14 protein-coding genes are annotated in these 14512 nt (G+C 67.2%); 3 read left to right on the top strand and 11 right to left on the bottom strand.

From position 1 onward, the window contains the following. Positions 1 to 10: 10 nt before the first annotated feature. From amt to glnA, 3 genes are all read right to left on the bottom strand, one after another. On the bottom strand, positions 11 to 1438 hold the full coding sequence (amt, locus tag N5D45_RS17340; protein WP_057503442.1) for an ammonium transporter: 1428 nt from the start codon (positions 1436 to 1438) through the stop codon (positions 11 to 13). A 21-nt stretch (positions 1439 to 1459) separates the two neighbouring features. Further along, positions 1460 to 1798, bottom strand: coding sequence for a P-II family nitrogen regulator (locus N5D45_RS17335; protein WP_004134334.1), 339 nt, complete (start codon positions 1796 to 1798; stop codon positions 1460 to 1462). Between the two features lie 345 nt (positions 1799 to 2143). Then, entirely contained in the window at positions 2144 to 3553 is a 1410-nt protein-coding gene (gene glnA, locus N5D45_RS17330) for a type I glutamate--ammonia ligase (protein ID WP_010487206.1), read from the bottom strand. A gap of 224 nt (positions 3554 to 3777) precedes the next feature. On the opposite strand from glnA, the gene N5D45_RS17325 reads away from it, so the two are divergent. The 3 genes from N5D45_RS17325 to N5D45_RS17315 all read left to right on the top strand — a co-directional run bounded on the left by N5D45_RS17325 (position 3778) and on the right by N5D45_RS17315 (position 6052). Further along, positions 3778 to 4572, top strand: a complete 795-nt coding sequence (locus N5D45_RS17325; RefSeq protein WP_010487209.1) for an undecaprenyl-diphosphate phosphatase — start codon at positions 3778 to 3780, stop codon at positions 4570 to 4572. Between the two features lie 73 nt (positions 4573 to 4645). Further along, the gene (locus tag N5D45_RS17320; protein WP_010487212.1) at positions 4646 to 5473 is read left to right on the top strand and encodes an META and DUF4377 domain-containing protein; all 828 of its coding nucleotides are present in this window, start codon (positions 4646 to 4648) and stop codon (positions 5471 to 5473) included. A gap of 60 nt (positions 5474 to 5533) precedes the next feature. Then, positions 5534 to 6052, top strand: coding sequence for an META domain-containing protein (locus tag N5D45_RS17315; protein ID WP_279939355.1), 519 nt, complete (start codon positions 5534 to 5536; stop codon positions 6050 to 6052). Between the two features lie 132 nt (positions 6053 to 6184). Here the strand turns inward: N5D45_RS17315 and N5D45_RS17310 are convergent, their stop codons facing one another. The 8 genes from N5D45_RS17310 to N5D45_RS17275 form a co-directional block, all read right to left on the bottom strand. Beyond that, on the bottom strand, positions 6185 to 6796 hold the full coding sequence (locus N5D45_RS17310; protein ID WP_109814513.1) for a YbhB/YbcL family Raf kinase inhibitor-like protein: 612 nt from the start codon (positions 6794 to 6796) through the stop codon (positions 6185 to 6187). Between the two features lie 10 nt (positions 6797 to 6806). Beyond that, positions 6807 to 8876 carry a tetratricopeptide repeat protein gene (locus N5D45_RS17305; protein WP_049480443.1) on the bottom strand — a complete coding sequence of 690 codons (2070 nt, stop codon included), beginning with the start codon at positions 8874 to 8876 and terminating at the stop codon, positions 6807 to 6809. A 56-nt stretch (positions 8877 to 8932) separates the two neighbouring features. Then, positions 8933 to 9922, bottom strand: coding sequence for an alpha/beta fold hydrolase (locus N5D45_RS17300; RefSeq protein WP_029380138.1), 990 nt, complete (start codon positions 9920 to 9922; stop codon positions 8933 to 8935). 52 nt (positions 9923 to 9974) lie between these two features. Next, the gene (locus N5D45_RS17295; RefSeq protein WP_019337597.1) at positions 9975 to 10766 is read right to left on the bottom strand and encodes a lysophospholipid acyltransferase family protein; all 792 of its coding nucleotides are present in this window, start codon (positions 10764 to 10766) and stop codon (positions 9975 to 9977) included. Positions 10767 to 10886: 120 nt separating this feature from the next. Continuing rightward, positions 10887 to 11321: a hotdog fold thioesterase gene (locus tag N5D45_RS17290; RefSeq protein WP_279939353.1), complete on the bottom strand. Its 435-nt coding sequence runs from the start codon at positions 11319 to 11321 to the stop codon at positions 10887 to 10889. Between the two features lie 10 nt (positions 11322 to 11331). Beyond that, positions 11332 to 13383 carry a phospholipase D family protein gene (locus N5D45_RS17285; protein ID WP_279939351.1) on the bottom strand — a complete coding sequence of 684 codons (2052 nt, stop codon included), beginning with the start codon at positions 13381 to 13383 and terminating at the stop codon, positions 11332 to 11334. After that, positions 13380 to 13997: a YceI family protein gene (locus N5D45_RS17280; protein WP_043400783.1), complete on the bottom strand. Its 618-nt coding sequence runs from the start codon at positions 13995 to 13997 to the stop codon at positions 13380 to 13382. The genes N5D45_RS17285 and N5D45_RS17280 overlap by 4 nt, the downstream gene beginning before the upstream one ends. Positions 13998 to 14001: 4 nt before the next feature. Beyond that, positions 14002 to 14478, bottom strand: a complete 477-nt coding sequence (locus N5D45_RS17275) for a histidine phosphatase family protein (RefSeq protein WP_019337594.1) — start codon at positions 14476 to 14478, stop codon at positions 14002 to 14004. Positions 14479 to 14512 lie beyond the last annotated feature (34 nt).

The raw sequence follows: 14512 nt of genomic DNA, 5'->3' as shown, positions 1-14512 counted from the left end.
CACCGCTACTTCAGGCCTCGTAGGCGGATTCGCCGTGCGAAGTCACATCCAGGCCGGTGCGTTCGGCCTCTTCGGTCACCCGCAGGCCGACCACGACCTTGACCACCAGCAGGATGACCGCGGTCACCACGGCCGACCACACCACGGTGAGACCGACACTGACCACCTGCACCCACACCTGGTGGCCGATATCCAGATCGGCCTTGGTGCCACCCAGCGACTGCGCACTGAACACGCCGGTAAGGATCGCGCCGACGATGCCGCCGACGCCATGCACACCGAACACGTCGGCGGTGTCGTCCACCTTCAGCAGGCGCTTGAGGCCGGTCACGCCCCACACGCAGACCACGCCGGCGACGAAGCCGATGACGATCGCGCCGAGCGGACCGACGGTGCCGCAGGCCGGGGTGATGCCGACCAGGCCGGCCACCGCGCCCGAGGCGGCGCCCAGTGCCGACGGCTTGCCCTTGCTGATCGCTTCCACCAGCGTCCAGCCGAGTACAGCCGCAGCCGTGGCCAGCACGGTGTTGAGGAAGGCCAGTGAAGCTACGGTATCGGCCGCGGCGGCGGAGCCGGCGTTGAAGCCGAACCAACCCACCCACAGCAGCATCGCGCCGATATAGGTGAACGGCACGTTGTGCGGCTTCAGCGCGGTCTGGCCATAGCCCAGGCGCTTGCCGACGAACCATGCGGCCACCAGGCCGGCAACGCCTGCGTTGATGTGGACCACGGTGCCACCGGCGAAATCGATCGCGCCCATCTCACCCAGGTAGCCGCCACCCCAGACGATGTGCGCCATCGGGATGTAGCTGAGGGTGAACCACAGCGCCGAGAACAGCAGCACCGCACGGAACTTGATGCGTTCGGCGAAGGCACCGACGATCAGCGCAGTGGTGATGCCCGCGAAGGTCGACTGGAAGGCGACGAACAGGTAATCCGGCAAGCCCTTGATCGGCGTATTTCCGACCGACTCCGGAGTGAAGCCCTTGAGGAAGGCGAATTCGGTGAACGAGCCGAAGAATGGGTTGCCGGCGCTGAATACCGCGCTGTAGCCGTACGCCACCCACAGCAGCAGCACCAGCGAGAACACCACCAGGATCTGGCTGAGTACCGACAGCACGTTCTTCGAACGCACCAGGCCGCCGTAGAACAGGGCAAGGCCCGGCACCACCATCAGCAGCACCAGCAGGGTGGAAGTGAGCATCCAGGCCACGTCACCGTGGTCGAACGCCGGGGCCGTTGCTTCGGCAGCGGCAGGTGCTGCGGCCACCGGGGCCTGCAACGGTTCAACCGCTACGGTTTCGCTCGGCAGCGGCGACACCTGTGCCTGGGCATGGGCACTGCCCGGCCACGCACCGGCGGCGAACGCGCTGAGCAGCATCAACAGCCACACGACATGGAACCGGGCTTGCCACCCGGCGAGAAGGCGCATCTTCATGGGGGAGTCTCCGGAAGGGGGTTACAGCGCGTCGGCACCGATTTCGCCGGTGCGGATGCGGATGACCTGTTCGACGGCGGTGACGAAGATCTTGCCGTCACCGATCTTGCCGGTGCCTGCCGACGACTGGATCGCTTCGATCACCGCGTCGGCACGCTCGTCGGTGACCACGGTTTCGATCTTGATCTTGGGCAGGAAATCGACGACGTACTCGGCGCCGCGATACAGCTCGGTGTGGCCCTTCTGGCGACCGAAGCCTTTCACTTCGGTCACGGTGATGCCCGACACGCCTGCGTCGGACAGGGCCTCGCGGACCTCGTCGAGCTTGAACGGCCGGATGATGGCGGAGATCAGTTTCATGCGCATGTCCCGATGGTGGATGGGGCCAGCGCGCAGACGCGCGTTGGCATCAGGCAACCCGCGGCCATCAGATGATGGCCGTGGCTGTTGCACCGGACACATACAGGGCCGGGACGGCCGTGCCTCTCTCCTTGCACGACCGACGCGGGAGGGAGGGCGGCCCTGGTCGCGTATCCGGTCTTTCTCTTGCCCCTGGATAAGCGGGCCAAAGGCCCGCGTTCCAATGCAGCGGACCGACAGTCCGCTCTACAACGGCGGGCCTGCGCCCGCCTTGCGGCTCCCCAGCCGCGAGAACGGAAGCGATGGCGGCGGGTGGGAGGGGAAGCCCACCGCCATCGCATCCGGTCAGCTGGCGTAGTACAGCTGGTATTCCAGCGGGTGGGTGGCCGCGCGGAACTTGGTCACTTCCTGCATCTTCAGCGCGATGTAGCCGTCGATGAAGTCATCGCTCATCACGCCACCGGCCTTCAGGAACTCGCGGTCCTTGTCCAGCGCTTCCAGCGCCTGGTCCAGGGAGGAGCAGACCTGCGGGATCAGCTTCTCTTCTTCCGGCGGCAGGTCGTACAGGTCCTTGTCGCTCGGTGCGCCCGGGTCGATCTGGTTCTTGATGCCGTCCAGGCCGGCCATCATCAGCGCGGTGAAGGTCAGGTAGCCGGACTGGATCGGATCCGGGAAGCGCATTTCGATGCGGCGCGCCTTCGGGTTGGAGACCCACGGAATGCGGCACGAGGCCGAACGGTTGCGGGCCGAGTAGGCCAGCATCACCGGCGCTTCGAAGCCCGGCACCAGGCGCTTGTAGCTGTTGGTGCCCGAGTTGGCGAAGGCATTGATGGCCTTGGCGTGCTTGAAGATGCCGCCGATGTACCACAGCGCCAGCTGGCTCAGGCCACCGTAGCCGTCACCGGAGAACAGGTTGGTGCCGCCCTTGGACAGCGACTGGTGCACGTGCATGCCGCTGCCGTTGTCGCCGACGATCGGCTTGGGCATGAAGGTGACGGTCTTGCCATTGCGGTGCGCGACGTTCTTGATGACGTACTTCATGCGCAGCAGTTCGTCGGCCTTCTGCACCAGGGTGCTGAACTTGGTGCCGATCTCGCACTGGCCTGCGGTGGCCACTTCGTGGTGCTGCACTTCCACTTCGATGCCGACCTGTTCCAGGGTCTTGCACATCTCGGCGCGCAGGTCGTGCAGGGTGTCGGTCGGCGGCACGGGGAAGTAGCCACCCTTCACGCCCGGACGGTAGCCGCTGTTGGCGCCGTCGTACTTGGCACCGCTGTTCCAGGCGGCTTCTTCGGAATCGACCTTGAAGAAGGTATTGCCCATTTCATTGGCGAAACGGACCGAGTCGAAGATGAAGAATTCCGGCTCCGGGCCGAAGAACGCGGTTTCGGCGATGCCGGAGGACTTCAGGTAAGCCTCGGCGCGCTTGGCGATGCCGCGCGGGCAACGACCATACGGCTGCATGGTGGCCGGGTCCAGGATGTCGCAGCTGATCACGATGGTCGGATCGGCGTAGAACGGGTCGACGTAGGCGCTGGCAGTATCCGGCAGCAGCACCATGTCCGACTCGTTGATGCCCTTCCAGCCGGCGATCGAGCTGCCGTCGAACATCTTGCCTTCTTCGAACAGCGACGGCTCGATGATGCTGACCGGGAAGGTCACGTGCTGCTCGACACCACGCATGTCGACAAAGCGCAGATCGACGAACTCGATCTGGTTGTCCTTGATCAGCTTCTCAACGTTTTCCACGGACATCGGTACGACCTCGGATGGGGATGAATGCCTGCTGAGGTAGAGCAACGACCGTGCCAACTTTTCGCAGGCTGCAAGTCATTGATTTCAAAAAGGGTGCCCTGGACCGGTGCAAATCGGTGCGCACCAATTGGGTGCATCCAGCACCAGACGCACCCGTTTGGTGCAGCAGGGATCGTCTATCCTCTCGACCTTCTTCCTTCCTGCCGCGCGTGCCCGCACTGTCCATGTCCGACCTGCTCTCCGCCCTGCTGCTGGGCATCCTCGAAGGCTTGACCGAATTCCTGCCGATCTCCAGCACCGGCCACCTGCTCATCGCCCAGCACTGGCTGGGTGCCCGCTCGGACTTCTTCAACATCGTCATCCAGGCCGGCGCGATCGTGGCCGTGGTGCTGGTGTTCCGCCAGCGCCTGCTGCAGCTGGCCACCGGCTTGAACCAGCGCGAGAACCGCGAGTACGTGTTCAAGCTGGGCGCGGCCTTCCTGGTCACCGCCGTCGTCGGCCTGGTGGTGCGCAAGGCCGGCTGGTCGCTGCCGGAGACGGTCAGCCCGGTGGCCTGGGCACTGATCATCGGTGGCGTCTGGATGCTGCTGGTGGAGGCCTATACCGCGCGCCTGCCCGACCGCGACCAGGTGACCTGGACAGTGGCGATCGGTGTGGGCCTGGCGCAGGTGGTGGCCGGCGTGTTCCCCGGCACCTCGCGCTCGGCCTCGGCCATCTTCCTGGCCATGCTGCTGGGCCTGAGCCGCCGCGCCGCCGCCGCCGAGTTCGTGTTCCTGGTCGGCATTCCCACCATGTTCGCCGCCAGCGCCTACACCTTCCTGGAGATGGCCAAGGCCGGGCAGCTGGGCAGCGAGAACTGGGCCGACGTGGGCGTGGCCTTCCTTGCCGCGGCCGTCACCGGCTTCGTCGTAGTGAAGTGGCTGATGGGCTACATCAAGTCGCACAGGTTCACCGCCTTCGCCATTTACCGCATCGCGCTGGGCGCGGCGCTGCTGCTGTGGTTGCCGTCCGGCAGCTGAACAGCGCCGGGGCACGGTAACCCCGATGCCGGCCCCACCCCGTTTCCCCCACGGTTCCCCAAGGAGAATCACCATGAACCGCAAGCTCACCCTGCTCCTCCCGCTGGCCCTGATGGCCGCCTGCAGCCAGACCCCGGCCCCGGCCGGCACCGGCGGCGACGACGTGGCCCCGGCCGCGGCCAAGGCAGCAGACCAGCAGACGCTGGCGCACCTGGACGCGCAGCGCCTGCAGAGCCAGCACTGGCTGCTGCAGCAGGCCACCGCCGCCGACGGCAAGCGCATCGACGCGCTGTTCGCCCGCGAAGACAAGCCGGTCACCCTGGACTTCGCTGATGGCCGCCTGTCGGTCAGCAACGCCTGCAACCACATGGGTGGCGGCTACACACTGGCCGACGGCAAGCTGACGGTCAGTGCGATGGCCTCGACCATGATGGCCTGCACCGACAAGGCGCTGATGGCGCTGGACGAGGCCGTGTCGAGCCGCCTGCAGGGCGAGCTGAAGGCCGAGCAGGATGCCGATGGCAAGCTGACCCTGACCACCGCCAAGGGCGACGTGCTGGTGTTCAACCCGGAACCGACCGCTGAAACCCGCTATGGCGGCGCCGGCGAAACCGTGTTCCTGGAAGTGGCCGCGAAGACCGAGAAGTGCTCGCACCCGCTGATCCCGGACTACCAGTGCCTGCAGGTGCGTGAGGTCAAGTTCGACGACAAGGGCCTGAAGCAGGGTGAGCCGGGCAAGTTCGAGAACTTCTACGGCAACATCGAGGGCTACACCCACGAAGACGGCGTGCGCAACGTGGTGCGCGTGAAGCGCTACGAAGTGAAGAACCCGCCGGCTGATGCGCCGTCGCAGGCGTACGTGCTGGACATGGTGGTCGAGTCGGCCATCGAGAAGAAGTAAGAAAACAGAAGGGCGGCCGCGAGGTCGCCCTTCTTCCATGGGACACCTTGAAGTCGAGCCATGCTCGGCTGGGCAGAAGGCAGTCCAGCATGGCTCGACTCTACATACCCAACCGCCAAGGAGACAGGCATGATTCTTTCCCGCATTTTCGCGCTCCTGCTGGCCACAACGCCTGCCGGCCTCGCGGCAGCCAGTGATGCCAGCGATCTGCAACGCCTACAGGCATACGAGTGGCATCTCACCCACGCAGTCGACAGCAACGGCAAGCGCCTGGATGCACTGTTCATCGCCAGTGATCCGCCCGTCGGTCTGTTGTTCCGCGGCACCAGTGCCAACGTGCTGAACCTGTGCAACGGCATGGGCGGCCCATACACGTTGAAAGACAGCCAGCTCACGTTGGGCAGCATGGAACAGAACCTGAAGGGATGCTTCGGTGCCAAAGGCGAACAGGAAACCGAAGCCAAGCGCAGGATTCTGGGGGCCTCCACACTGATCATGGGTCGCGCGGGGCCGTTGACCCTGCATACCGCACGTGGCGACACGCTGGTGTTCGCGCCGGTGCCACTGAAAAACAGATGAGAAGTGCAGCCGGTAAGGTCGAGCCGGCTCGATCGGGGCTTTATAGAGGCCAGCCATGCTCGACTGGGCGAAAAGCAGGCGAGCATGGCTACAGAAAGCAAAGTCGGGTTTGGCCCGGCCCTGCAGACGCGCTCAACCCAGCGCAGGATTCAATGTGTAGGTGCCGTGCAACGCCGCTTCGGCCAGCACGTGGCCGTGCATGGCGCGATACGCGTCTGCGGCGGTGAAGCGTGCCGGAAGCTCCAACGAGGCCACGTCCAGCGCAAACACGCGGAAGAAGTAGCGGTGCACGCGTTCGTCGTTGAACGGCGGATACGGGCCGTCGTAGCCCAGATAGTCACCGGCCATGTCCGGATTGCCGGCAAACCAGCCGGTGAAGTCGTTCAGGCCCTGGCGGCTGCCGGCCGGGCCCGCCGGTGCGGTCTTGCCCTTCACCACGAAGCCATCGCTGCAGCTGCCAGCGGCGATCTCCTGCACCGAGGCCGGAATGTCGGCCATCACCCAATGCACGAAGTCGCAGCGCGGCTGGTCGCGCGGCACGGTCATGTCGCTGCGGCCGACCATTTCCGGAACGGTCGGCACATCCGGATCCACGCACACCAGCAGGAACGAACGCGTGCCTTCCGGCGCGCCGTTCCAGGCCAGGTGAGGGTTGCGGTCCGGCGCGAAGCCTGCGGCATCGCCAGCGGCGAACTCGCGGTCGATCGGCGCGCCGTTGGTCAGGCTGTGGCTGCTCAGTTGCATCGGCTTCTCCTTACTCTTCCGGGTAACCCAGGCGCACCGCAATCGGGGTGAGCTTGGCAAAGGCGGCGCTCATCACGTCGCGATAGTTGCGCCAGTGGCCCGGCGGGAAGCGCGGTGCGCCCAGCTGTGCGGCCGGCGGCATCTGCCGCTCGAACAGGCGTCCCAGCAGCTCGGCCATCGCATGCGGATCGTTGCCGATCTGGTCGATGCGCAGCAGCACGTGCGGGTACAGATCTTCCTCGTGCAGGGTGGCAACCTGCGCCAGCGCGCGTGCCAGCCATTCGCTGGCTTCAGCCAGCGAGGTCATCGCCAGCGGTGCGGCGGCGCCGTAGGCCACCCAGTCCAGCAGCATGTCGCGCGGATCACGCAGCACCAGCACCAGGCGCCCCTGTGGCAGCTGCGGGCGCAGCGCCCACAGCAGTGCGTTGTCCCACCACAGCAGCCAGTCGATGACGGCATCACCCTGCACGCCGCGCACGGGCAGCTGCTCGCGCCAGCGCTGCACCAGGCGCTCCGGGGTCAGCACGCCGGAGGCGAGGTCCTGCAGCGTGTGGTAGTTCTGGAATGCATCATCCGGCGGATTGCTGGTGTAACGGTCGCTGCGCAGCACCGGGCTGGCGGCGGCCAGGCCGGTCGCAACCCGCTCCACGCCCGAACCCGGCGCGCCCCACAGGAAGATCGGCGCGGAGCTGGCATCAGCGTCGATCTCGCCCTTGTCCGGCCAGCTCGGCGGCGCCTTGGCCTGCGGCGGCAGCGGCAGGCGCTGCGGCGCCTGGTCGGCCTGCAGCGCCATCCACGTCTGCAACGCCTGTTCCGGCTGGCCAGCGCGATCCTGGATTTCACCCAGCCAGGTACGCAGGTCGGCGCGATGGCCGTCCGGCGCCCTGTCGATCAGCGCCTGCACGCGGGCGATCGCGGCGACCGGATCACGCTGCAACAGGCCTTCAACCAGGCGGGTTTCGCCGCTGACGCGGCCCGGTTCGAGGCTGACGATACGCTCGGCGATGGCTTCAGCCTGTTCGTGTTCGCCCACCATGTCATGCAGGCGCAGGCGCGCTTCCAGGGCCGGCAGATGACCTGGCATCGCGTCCATCCAGCGTTCCACGGTCGCGGCGGCGGTCGGGCTGCCCACTTCTTCCACGGCCAGGCGCGCCAGCCACAGGTCGTGCAGCTGCGGGTGCTGCTCCAGGGCGGCGTCCAGGCGCGCGCGCGCCTCGTCTTCGCGGCCCAGGCGCTGCCAGGACATCAGCAGCAGCTGCAGCACCTGGCGGTCGTCGGGGATCGATTCCAGCAACGGCAGCAGGTGGTCCAGCGCCCGCAGCGGCTGGCCACCGCGCAGCGACAGTTCACCGGCCAGGCGGCGCATCGACGGCGTATCCATGCCTTCCTGCTGCAGGGCGATCTGCATCGCTTCGGCAGCCGCCTCCAGGTTGCCCTGGCGCAGCGCCAGCTGCACCACCAGGCCATGCAGCGAGCTGATGGCCGGGTTCAGTTCCAGCACGCGGCGGAACGCCTGCTCGGCGAAGGCCAGCATGTCCTTGCCCAGGTAGGCGAAGCCCAGCGCGTACAGCACGCGGGTGTCGTTGGGCTGCGCCTGGTTGGCCGCCGACAGCAGCGTCAGCGCACGATCCGGATCGTCACGGCGCAGCGCGATCATGCCGTCGATGGTCAGCAGTTCCGGGTGATCCGGCTCAACGCGCGAGGCCAGCGTGGACAGGCGCTGGGCTTCATCGAAGTCGTTGCGGCCGATCGCCAGGTGCGCCTGCATCAGGTAGGCGGAGAAGGAGTTCGGGTCGAGCCCGGTGGTGCGCGCCAGCGCTTCGTCGGCGCCTTCGTACTGGCGCAGGGCCAGCAGCAGGCCAGCATGCTGCAGGTGCAGCTGGGCGTCGTCCGGTGCCAGCTGCAACGCCTGCTGCAGGGCTTCCATGGCATCTTCGGCCTTGCCCTGCTGCTGCAGCGCAAGCGCCAGCCAGCGGTGGGCGCCGGCCTGGCCGGGTTCATCACGGGTCCATGCCTGGGCCAGCTGCACGGCCTGGTCGGCCTGGTTCTGGCGCAACGCTTGGATGATCTGGTCTTGCATGGCGGTCCGGTTCAAGTGCAAACCCGCATTGTAGCGGTCCGCGCACCGGTGCCGGTTCAGCCCGCCAGCACCCGCTGCAGGCGCTGCGCCACCCAGCGCTCGGAGAAGCCGTCACCCCGCCAGTTTTCCAGGAAGCCGCAGTGGCCTCCCCAGCAGGCGGTTTCCAGGTGCGCCTGGCGCGGCAGCTGCCAATCGCTGAAGGTCGCGTACGGGATCACCGGGTCGTCCTGCGCCATCAGGATGTCGGCCGGCACCTGCAGGGTGGACAGGCGGTCACCGGCAATCGAGTAGCCATCGAAATAGGCCTGCAGCGAGCCGAAGGTGGTGTGCCGTTCGACCAGCCAGGCGGTCAGTGCACGGATGTCCAGTTTCAGCACGCGGTCGTCACAGTCGCTCAGCTCGGGGAACAGATCGCGCTTGCGGCGCAGCGAGCCGGCCCACTTGCGGCGGAAGTACCAGTCGTACATCGCCGGGCCGTTCTCGATGTTCTCCATGGTCAACGCCGGATCCAGCACCGGGCACACCGAGGCCACGCGCAGCAGCGGCACGCCGGCGGCCGGTGCACGCAGAGCCAGGCGCAGCACGAAGTTGCCACCCAGTGAATAGCCGGCGGCCACCAGCGGCAGCTGCGGCCAGCGCTGGGCGATGTCGCCTGCGGCGTGCACCACTTCATCGATGAGATTGGAGTGGAAGATGCCGGGATTGAGATGATGGGTGTTGCCGTGGTCGCGGAAGTTCAGCCGCACCACGTCGAAGCCCTGCTCGATCATGCGCGCGGCGGCCATGCGCATGTAACTGGATTCGGCACTGCCTTCCCAGCCATGCAGCAGCAGCGCGACACCCTTCGGCTCGCGGCCTTCGACATGACTGTGCCAGCCCTGCAGGCGCACGCCATCACCGCCATCGAGGATCAGCTCTTCGCTGACTGCACCGGTGGCCGCCAGCAGCAGCAGGCCGCGCTGCAGGCGCATGCGGCTGGAACTGAGCATCGACTGCAGGTGCGGATTGCGCAGCCAGCGCGGCGGCTGATAGTCAGCCGCATGCAGCGTCGGCGTACCGGCGTCCAGGACAGGTGGCGGTATCAGGGCCACCGCACCCTCACTGCGTGCTCATGGCCGCCACGATGCGCGCGCGCGAGGTTTCCGCGATGCGTCGACGGCCTTCCAGGTCCTGGGTACCGATCGGCTCCAGGAAATGCACTTCGGTATGCCGCGCCGGCTCACCCAGCAGGCGCAGGAAATTGGCGGCGAAACTCTCGCCCGGGCCGAACGCGACGATGGTCTGTGCGTCGCCCTTCATCCCGTACACCAGCGCCACCGGCTGCACCGGCACGCCGGTTTCAACCGCGGCCTGGAAGATGCGGGCATGGAACGGCCCCACTTCGTGGCCACCGCGGGTGCGCCCTTCCGGGAACACACCGACCGCCTTGCCGGCACGCAGGCGATCGGCCATCACCTGCATCACCCCACCGAGCGATTCGGTGTTGCCACGCTGATGGAAGATGGTCTGGCCGCGCGCGGCGAGCCAACCCACCAACGGCCAGCTGGCGATCTCGCGCTTGGCAACGAAGCCCATCATGCGCTGGCTGTGCAGGATGGAGATGTCGACCCAGCTGACGTGGTTGGCGACGAACAGAACGGCACCGGGCAAGGGCTGGCCCACCCGTGACAGGCGGAAGCCGAAGATCCACATCAGCCCGCCCTGCCACCAGTTCACCACCTTCGCGCCGAAGGTATCCTCGCCCACGCGCAGCTCGCCCCACGGCGGAAGCATGCCGATCAGGATCAGCGGCAGGAACACGGTGATGTGGACCAACAGCAGCGGTACGCGGTACAGGTAACGGCACACACGCGCCACGCCGCCACGGGGGGCCGGAGTGGGGGAAGTCATCCGCGCACGATACCGGAGCGCCGCGGCAGCTGCCAGCCGATTTAGGCCATAACCGCCATTGACCGGGGCAATCGGCGGGGAACGCTGGGTTCTGCCGCCGTCAACACGCCCGACGGGGGCTCAACCGTGGCCGGCGGCCACCACCGCCAGGGTCAGCCGCGAGATGCACACCAGCCGGCCCTGCCCGTCCTCGATGCGGATTTCCCACAACTGGGTACTGCGGCCCACGTGCAGCGCGCGCGCGGTGCCGGTGACAGTCCCCGAGCGCACCGCACGCACATGGTTGGCGTTGATTTCCAGGCCCACACAGATCTGCTTTGCGGTATCCACGCACAGGTTGCCGGCGCTGCTGCCCAGAGTCTCGGCCAGCACCACCGAGGCACCGCCGTGCAGGATGCCGTAGGGCTGCCGGGTGCGCTCGTCCACCGGCATGGTGGCCTGCAGCCAGTCTTCGCCCGCGGCGCTGAAGACGATGCCCAGCGACTCGATCGCCGTGTTGCGGCTGAGCGCATTGAGCTGCTCGATGGAAACAGCTTCGCGGAACACCTGGGTCATGCGGGCACCTTCAGAGAATGGGAACGAGGCCGGCACCGAATGCGGTCAGCATGCGCACCAGCAGCCACTTCGGGCCGACGTTGACTTCGGGGAAGTCGCCGACGGCAACGTAGCAGCGATGGAAATCCGGGTCCTGCCGTGGCAGCGGCTGCGGGCAGTCCGGGCCGGGCTTGAACTCGTAGTCGGTGGCATAGCGCCACGGCCAGAAGTCGAGAATCGGCAGCGCTTCGGAGGCCTTGCCGACACTGTAGTTCAGGCCCGACAGCACCGGCGGCTTGGCCCGCGGCGCCACCGTCCACGCGTTCTGCGGATGGGTATCGCGCAGGATGCTTTCGGCCAGCTGCTCGGCGAAGACCGGATCGTCGATGATCACCGCGCCTTCGGTGTTGTAGTTCTCGCTGCGCGGATCGAAGTTGTGGGTGCCGACCACGCCGATGCGGCGGTCGACCACCAGCGACTTGGCGTGCAGGCCCATGCGGGCACCCTTGCGGGTGACCGGCAGCGGCTTGTTGACCGCCTTGCTGCCCAGGAACGACGGACGCGTCTCGGTACGCAGCAGGCGCGTTTCCACTTCGCTGCCAGCGGCACGACGGCGTTCGCGGGCGTTCTGGTAGGCGCTGCCGGTACGCGGATGGTTCACCGGTACCTGCCTGCGGGTCGCGGCCAGATCCCCATCGCTGCCACCGCCGGCATTGCTGCCAGCGGCGCTGCCGCCAATCAGCGGATTGCGCCCGCCGTTGTCGTCGCCCGCGGGCGCGGCGATCGGATCAGGCAGCAGGTTGCGGTAGTCGACCGGTGCATCCAGCGGGAACGGCTTGTATTCGAAGATGTTGAAGCCCAGTTCGCGCATGTTGCGCCGCTTGTACTTGTACGACAGCGCATACACGATCGGGTTGTCGGTGGCCGCCAGGCTGTTGCTCGACACCACCACGCGCGGTGGCTGCGGGCGCTTGCGCAGCTCGCGGAACAGCTTCTGCGCCGGCTTGGACAGCACCAGGTACGGGGTCTGCAGGATCACTTCCTTCTGCGCACCGGCAATGAGTGCATCCAGCTGTGGCTCGGTCACGTGCTGGCCGGCCAGCGGGGCATCGGCTTTCTCGCGGCGGTGCTTGCGCGGCAGGTCGGCGACGTAGCGCACCGAGGCCACCGGCAGCGCGGTATCCACGAAGGAACGGGTGACGAAGTCCATGTCATTGGCTTCGGCGCTGACCCGCTGCACCCGCTCGGGGCGGCGGAAGGTGGCCGGTGGCAGCACCGGCACGCCCTCGCGCAGCAGGGTGCGGCCCACGTCATTCAGGCGCTCGGCCGGCACGCTGCGGTGGGCGCGCCAGAACGCATCGAAGTTGGCCGCCATCGCGCGCGCTTCCGGGCCGGCGATCATGACGTCGCGGTCGCGGAAGTTGTACTCGCGGTCCCAGTCGTAATAGTCGTCCTGGTAGTTGCGGCCGCCGACCACGCCGATCGCATCGTCGATCACCAGCAGCTTGTTGTGCATGCGCTGGTTGAACCGGCGGAAGCAGCACAGCACGCTGCCGGCGTAGTCGAAGTAGTTCAGCCGGGCCTTGCCGAAGGTCGGGTTGTAGACCCGCAGCTGGAAGTTCTGGTGGGCACCGGACAACGCGCCGAGGATCTGCAGGTCGGAAATCGCCGAGAGCTGGTCGATCAGCACCCGCACCTTCACCCCGCGCCGCGACGCGGCCAGCAGTTCGTCGATGACCAGCCGCGCGCTGTCGTCCTTGTCGAAGATGTAGGTCTGCAGGTCGATGCTGCGGGTGGCACTGCGCAGCAGGTTCAGGCGCGCCACCAGGGCGCCCTCCCCCTCGTCCAGCAGGGTGGCGTAGTGGCGCGGCTGCTCCGGGGTGGATTCGGTGAACGCCCGGCCGGCCAGCGCACGCAGCGGCGAGTCCTGCGCGCAGCGGTCGGCGCGCTGGCAGTCGACCTGGGTCGATCGCGCCTGCACGGCGATCGCTTCGGCACGGTCGCGCTCGGCAGTGGACAGCGATGCACAACCGCTGCCCAGCAACACGGTTGCCAGCGCCAGTACACGCAGCAGGAGGTTCACGGTTTCGGCGCCTCGCTCAGGCGCGCTCGCAATACGAAGGTCACTCGGTCACTCAAGGCAAGCTGCCAGCTGTCCATTCCATACCGGCCTCGCTGCACGGTACCGCGGCTGACGACGTCGCAATCATAGCCGGGTCGGGCGCACTCCGCCTTCTCGACCTTCAGTGTCTCGGGGTGGCTGATCCCGCGCAGGGTCAGCCGCCCGTTGATGTCGCCCCCGTCTTCCACGGTCTCCGGCCAGTACGGCAGCGAGTCGAACTCGACCACCGGGTGGCGGCCCGCGTCGAAGAACTCCTCGCCGCGCATCCAGCCGGTGTAGCGCGCCTTGCCGGGGATTTCGACCGAGCGCGTGAACATCTTCAGGTGCACCTGGTGGCGGCCATCGGAGAGGACCTCGATGCGACCTTCGAAGTGCGGGAACAGGCCTTCGATGCGCTGCCCGAAGCGGGTGCGCACCTCGAAACCGATCTGCGAGCGTTGGGTATCCAGGCGCAGGACCCGGTGCGCCTCGGCGACCACCGGCGGCAGGGGCGTTGGCGGTGGCGCGGCAGCCCAGGCCGCGCCGGAAACCAGCAGCACGGGCAGCAGAAAGCGGCTGCGCCGCGCCAGGCTCATTGGATCACGGCCACCAGAACGCGTTCAGGCTGGCCACGCCCGGCTCGATCGAGGCCTCGCGCGGGAACCCGAGCACGGCAATGCCAGCCGGCGGCATGCCGCGGTAGTCGCTGCTGGTGCCTTCCGTCATCAACGCCACCAGGCGCTCCAGGCCGGGGTTATGGCCGACGATCAGCACCCGGTCGAGGTCACGGCGGTCGTCCACCAGCGCCGCAAGGGTGCCGGGGGTGGCCTCGTAGATACGGTCTTCCAGGCGCTTCTCGACGTAGCCGATGGTGCCGAGCACGGCTTCCAGGGTTTCCCGGGTGCGCCGCGCCGGTGAGCACAGCACGCAGTCCGGCAGCAGGTTTTTCTCCTTCAGCCACTTGCCGGCGGCTTCGGCTTCGGCGAGCCCCACCGGCGACAACGGCCGGTCGAGGTCGGCCTGGCCGGGGGTCGCCGGTTCGGCATGGGCATGGCGCAGCAGGATCAATTCACGCATCGCGGGTTTCCATGAAGAAGAGGATGCAGCAGAA

The organism is Stenotrophomonas sp. GD03819, assembly GCF_029841665.1.
GTDB lineage: Bacteria > Pseudomonadota > Gammaproteobacteria > Xanthomonadales > Xanthomonadaceae > Stenotrophomonas > Stenotrophomonas geniculata.
The sequence above is the reverse complement of the archived record's forward strand: the minus strand, read 5'-3'. Positions and strand labels throughout refer to the sequence as shown.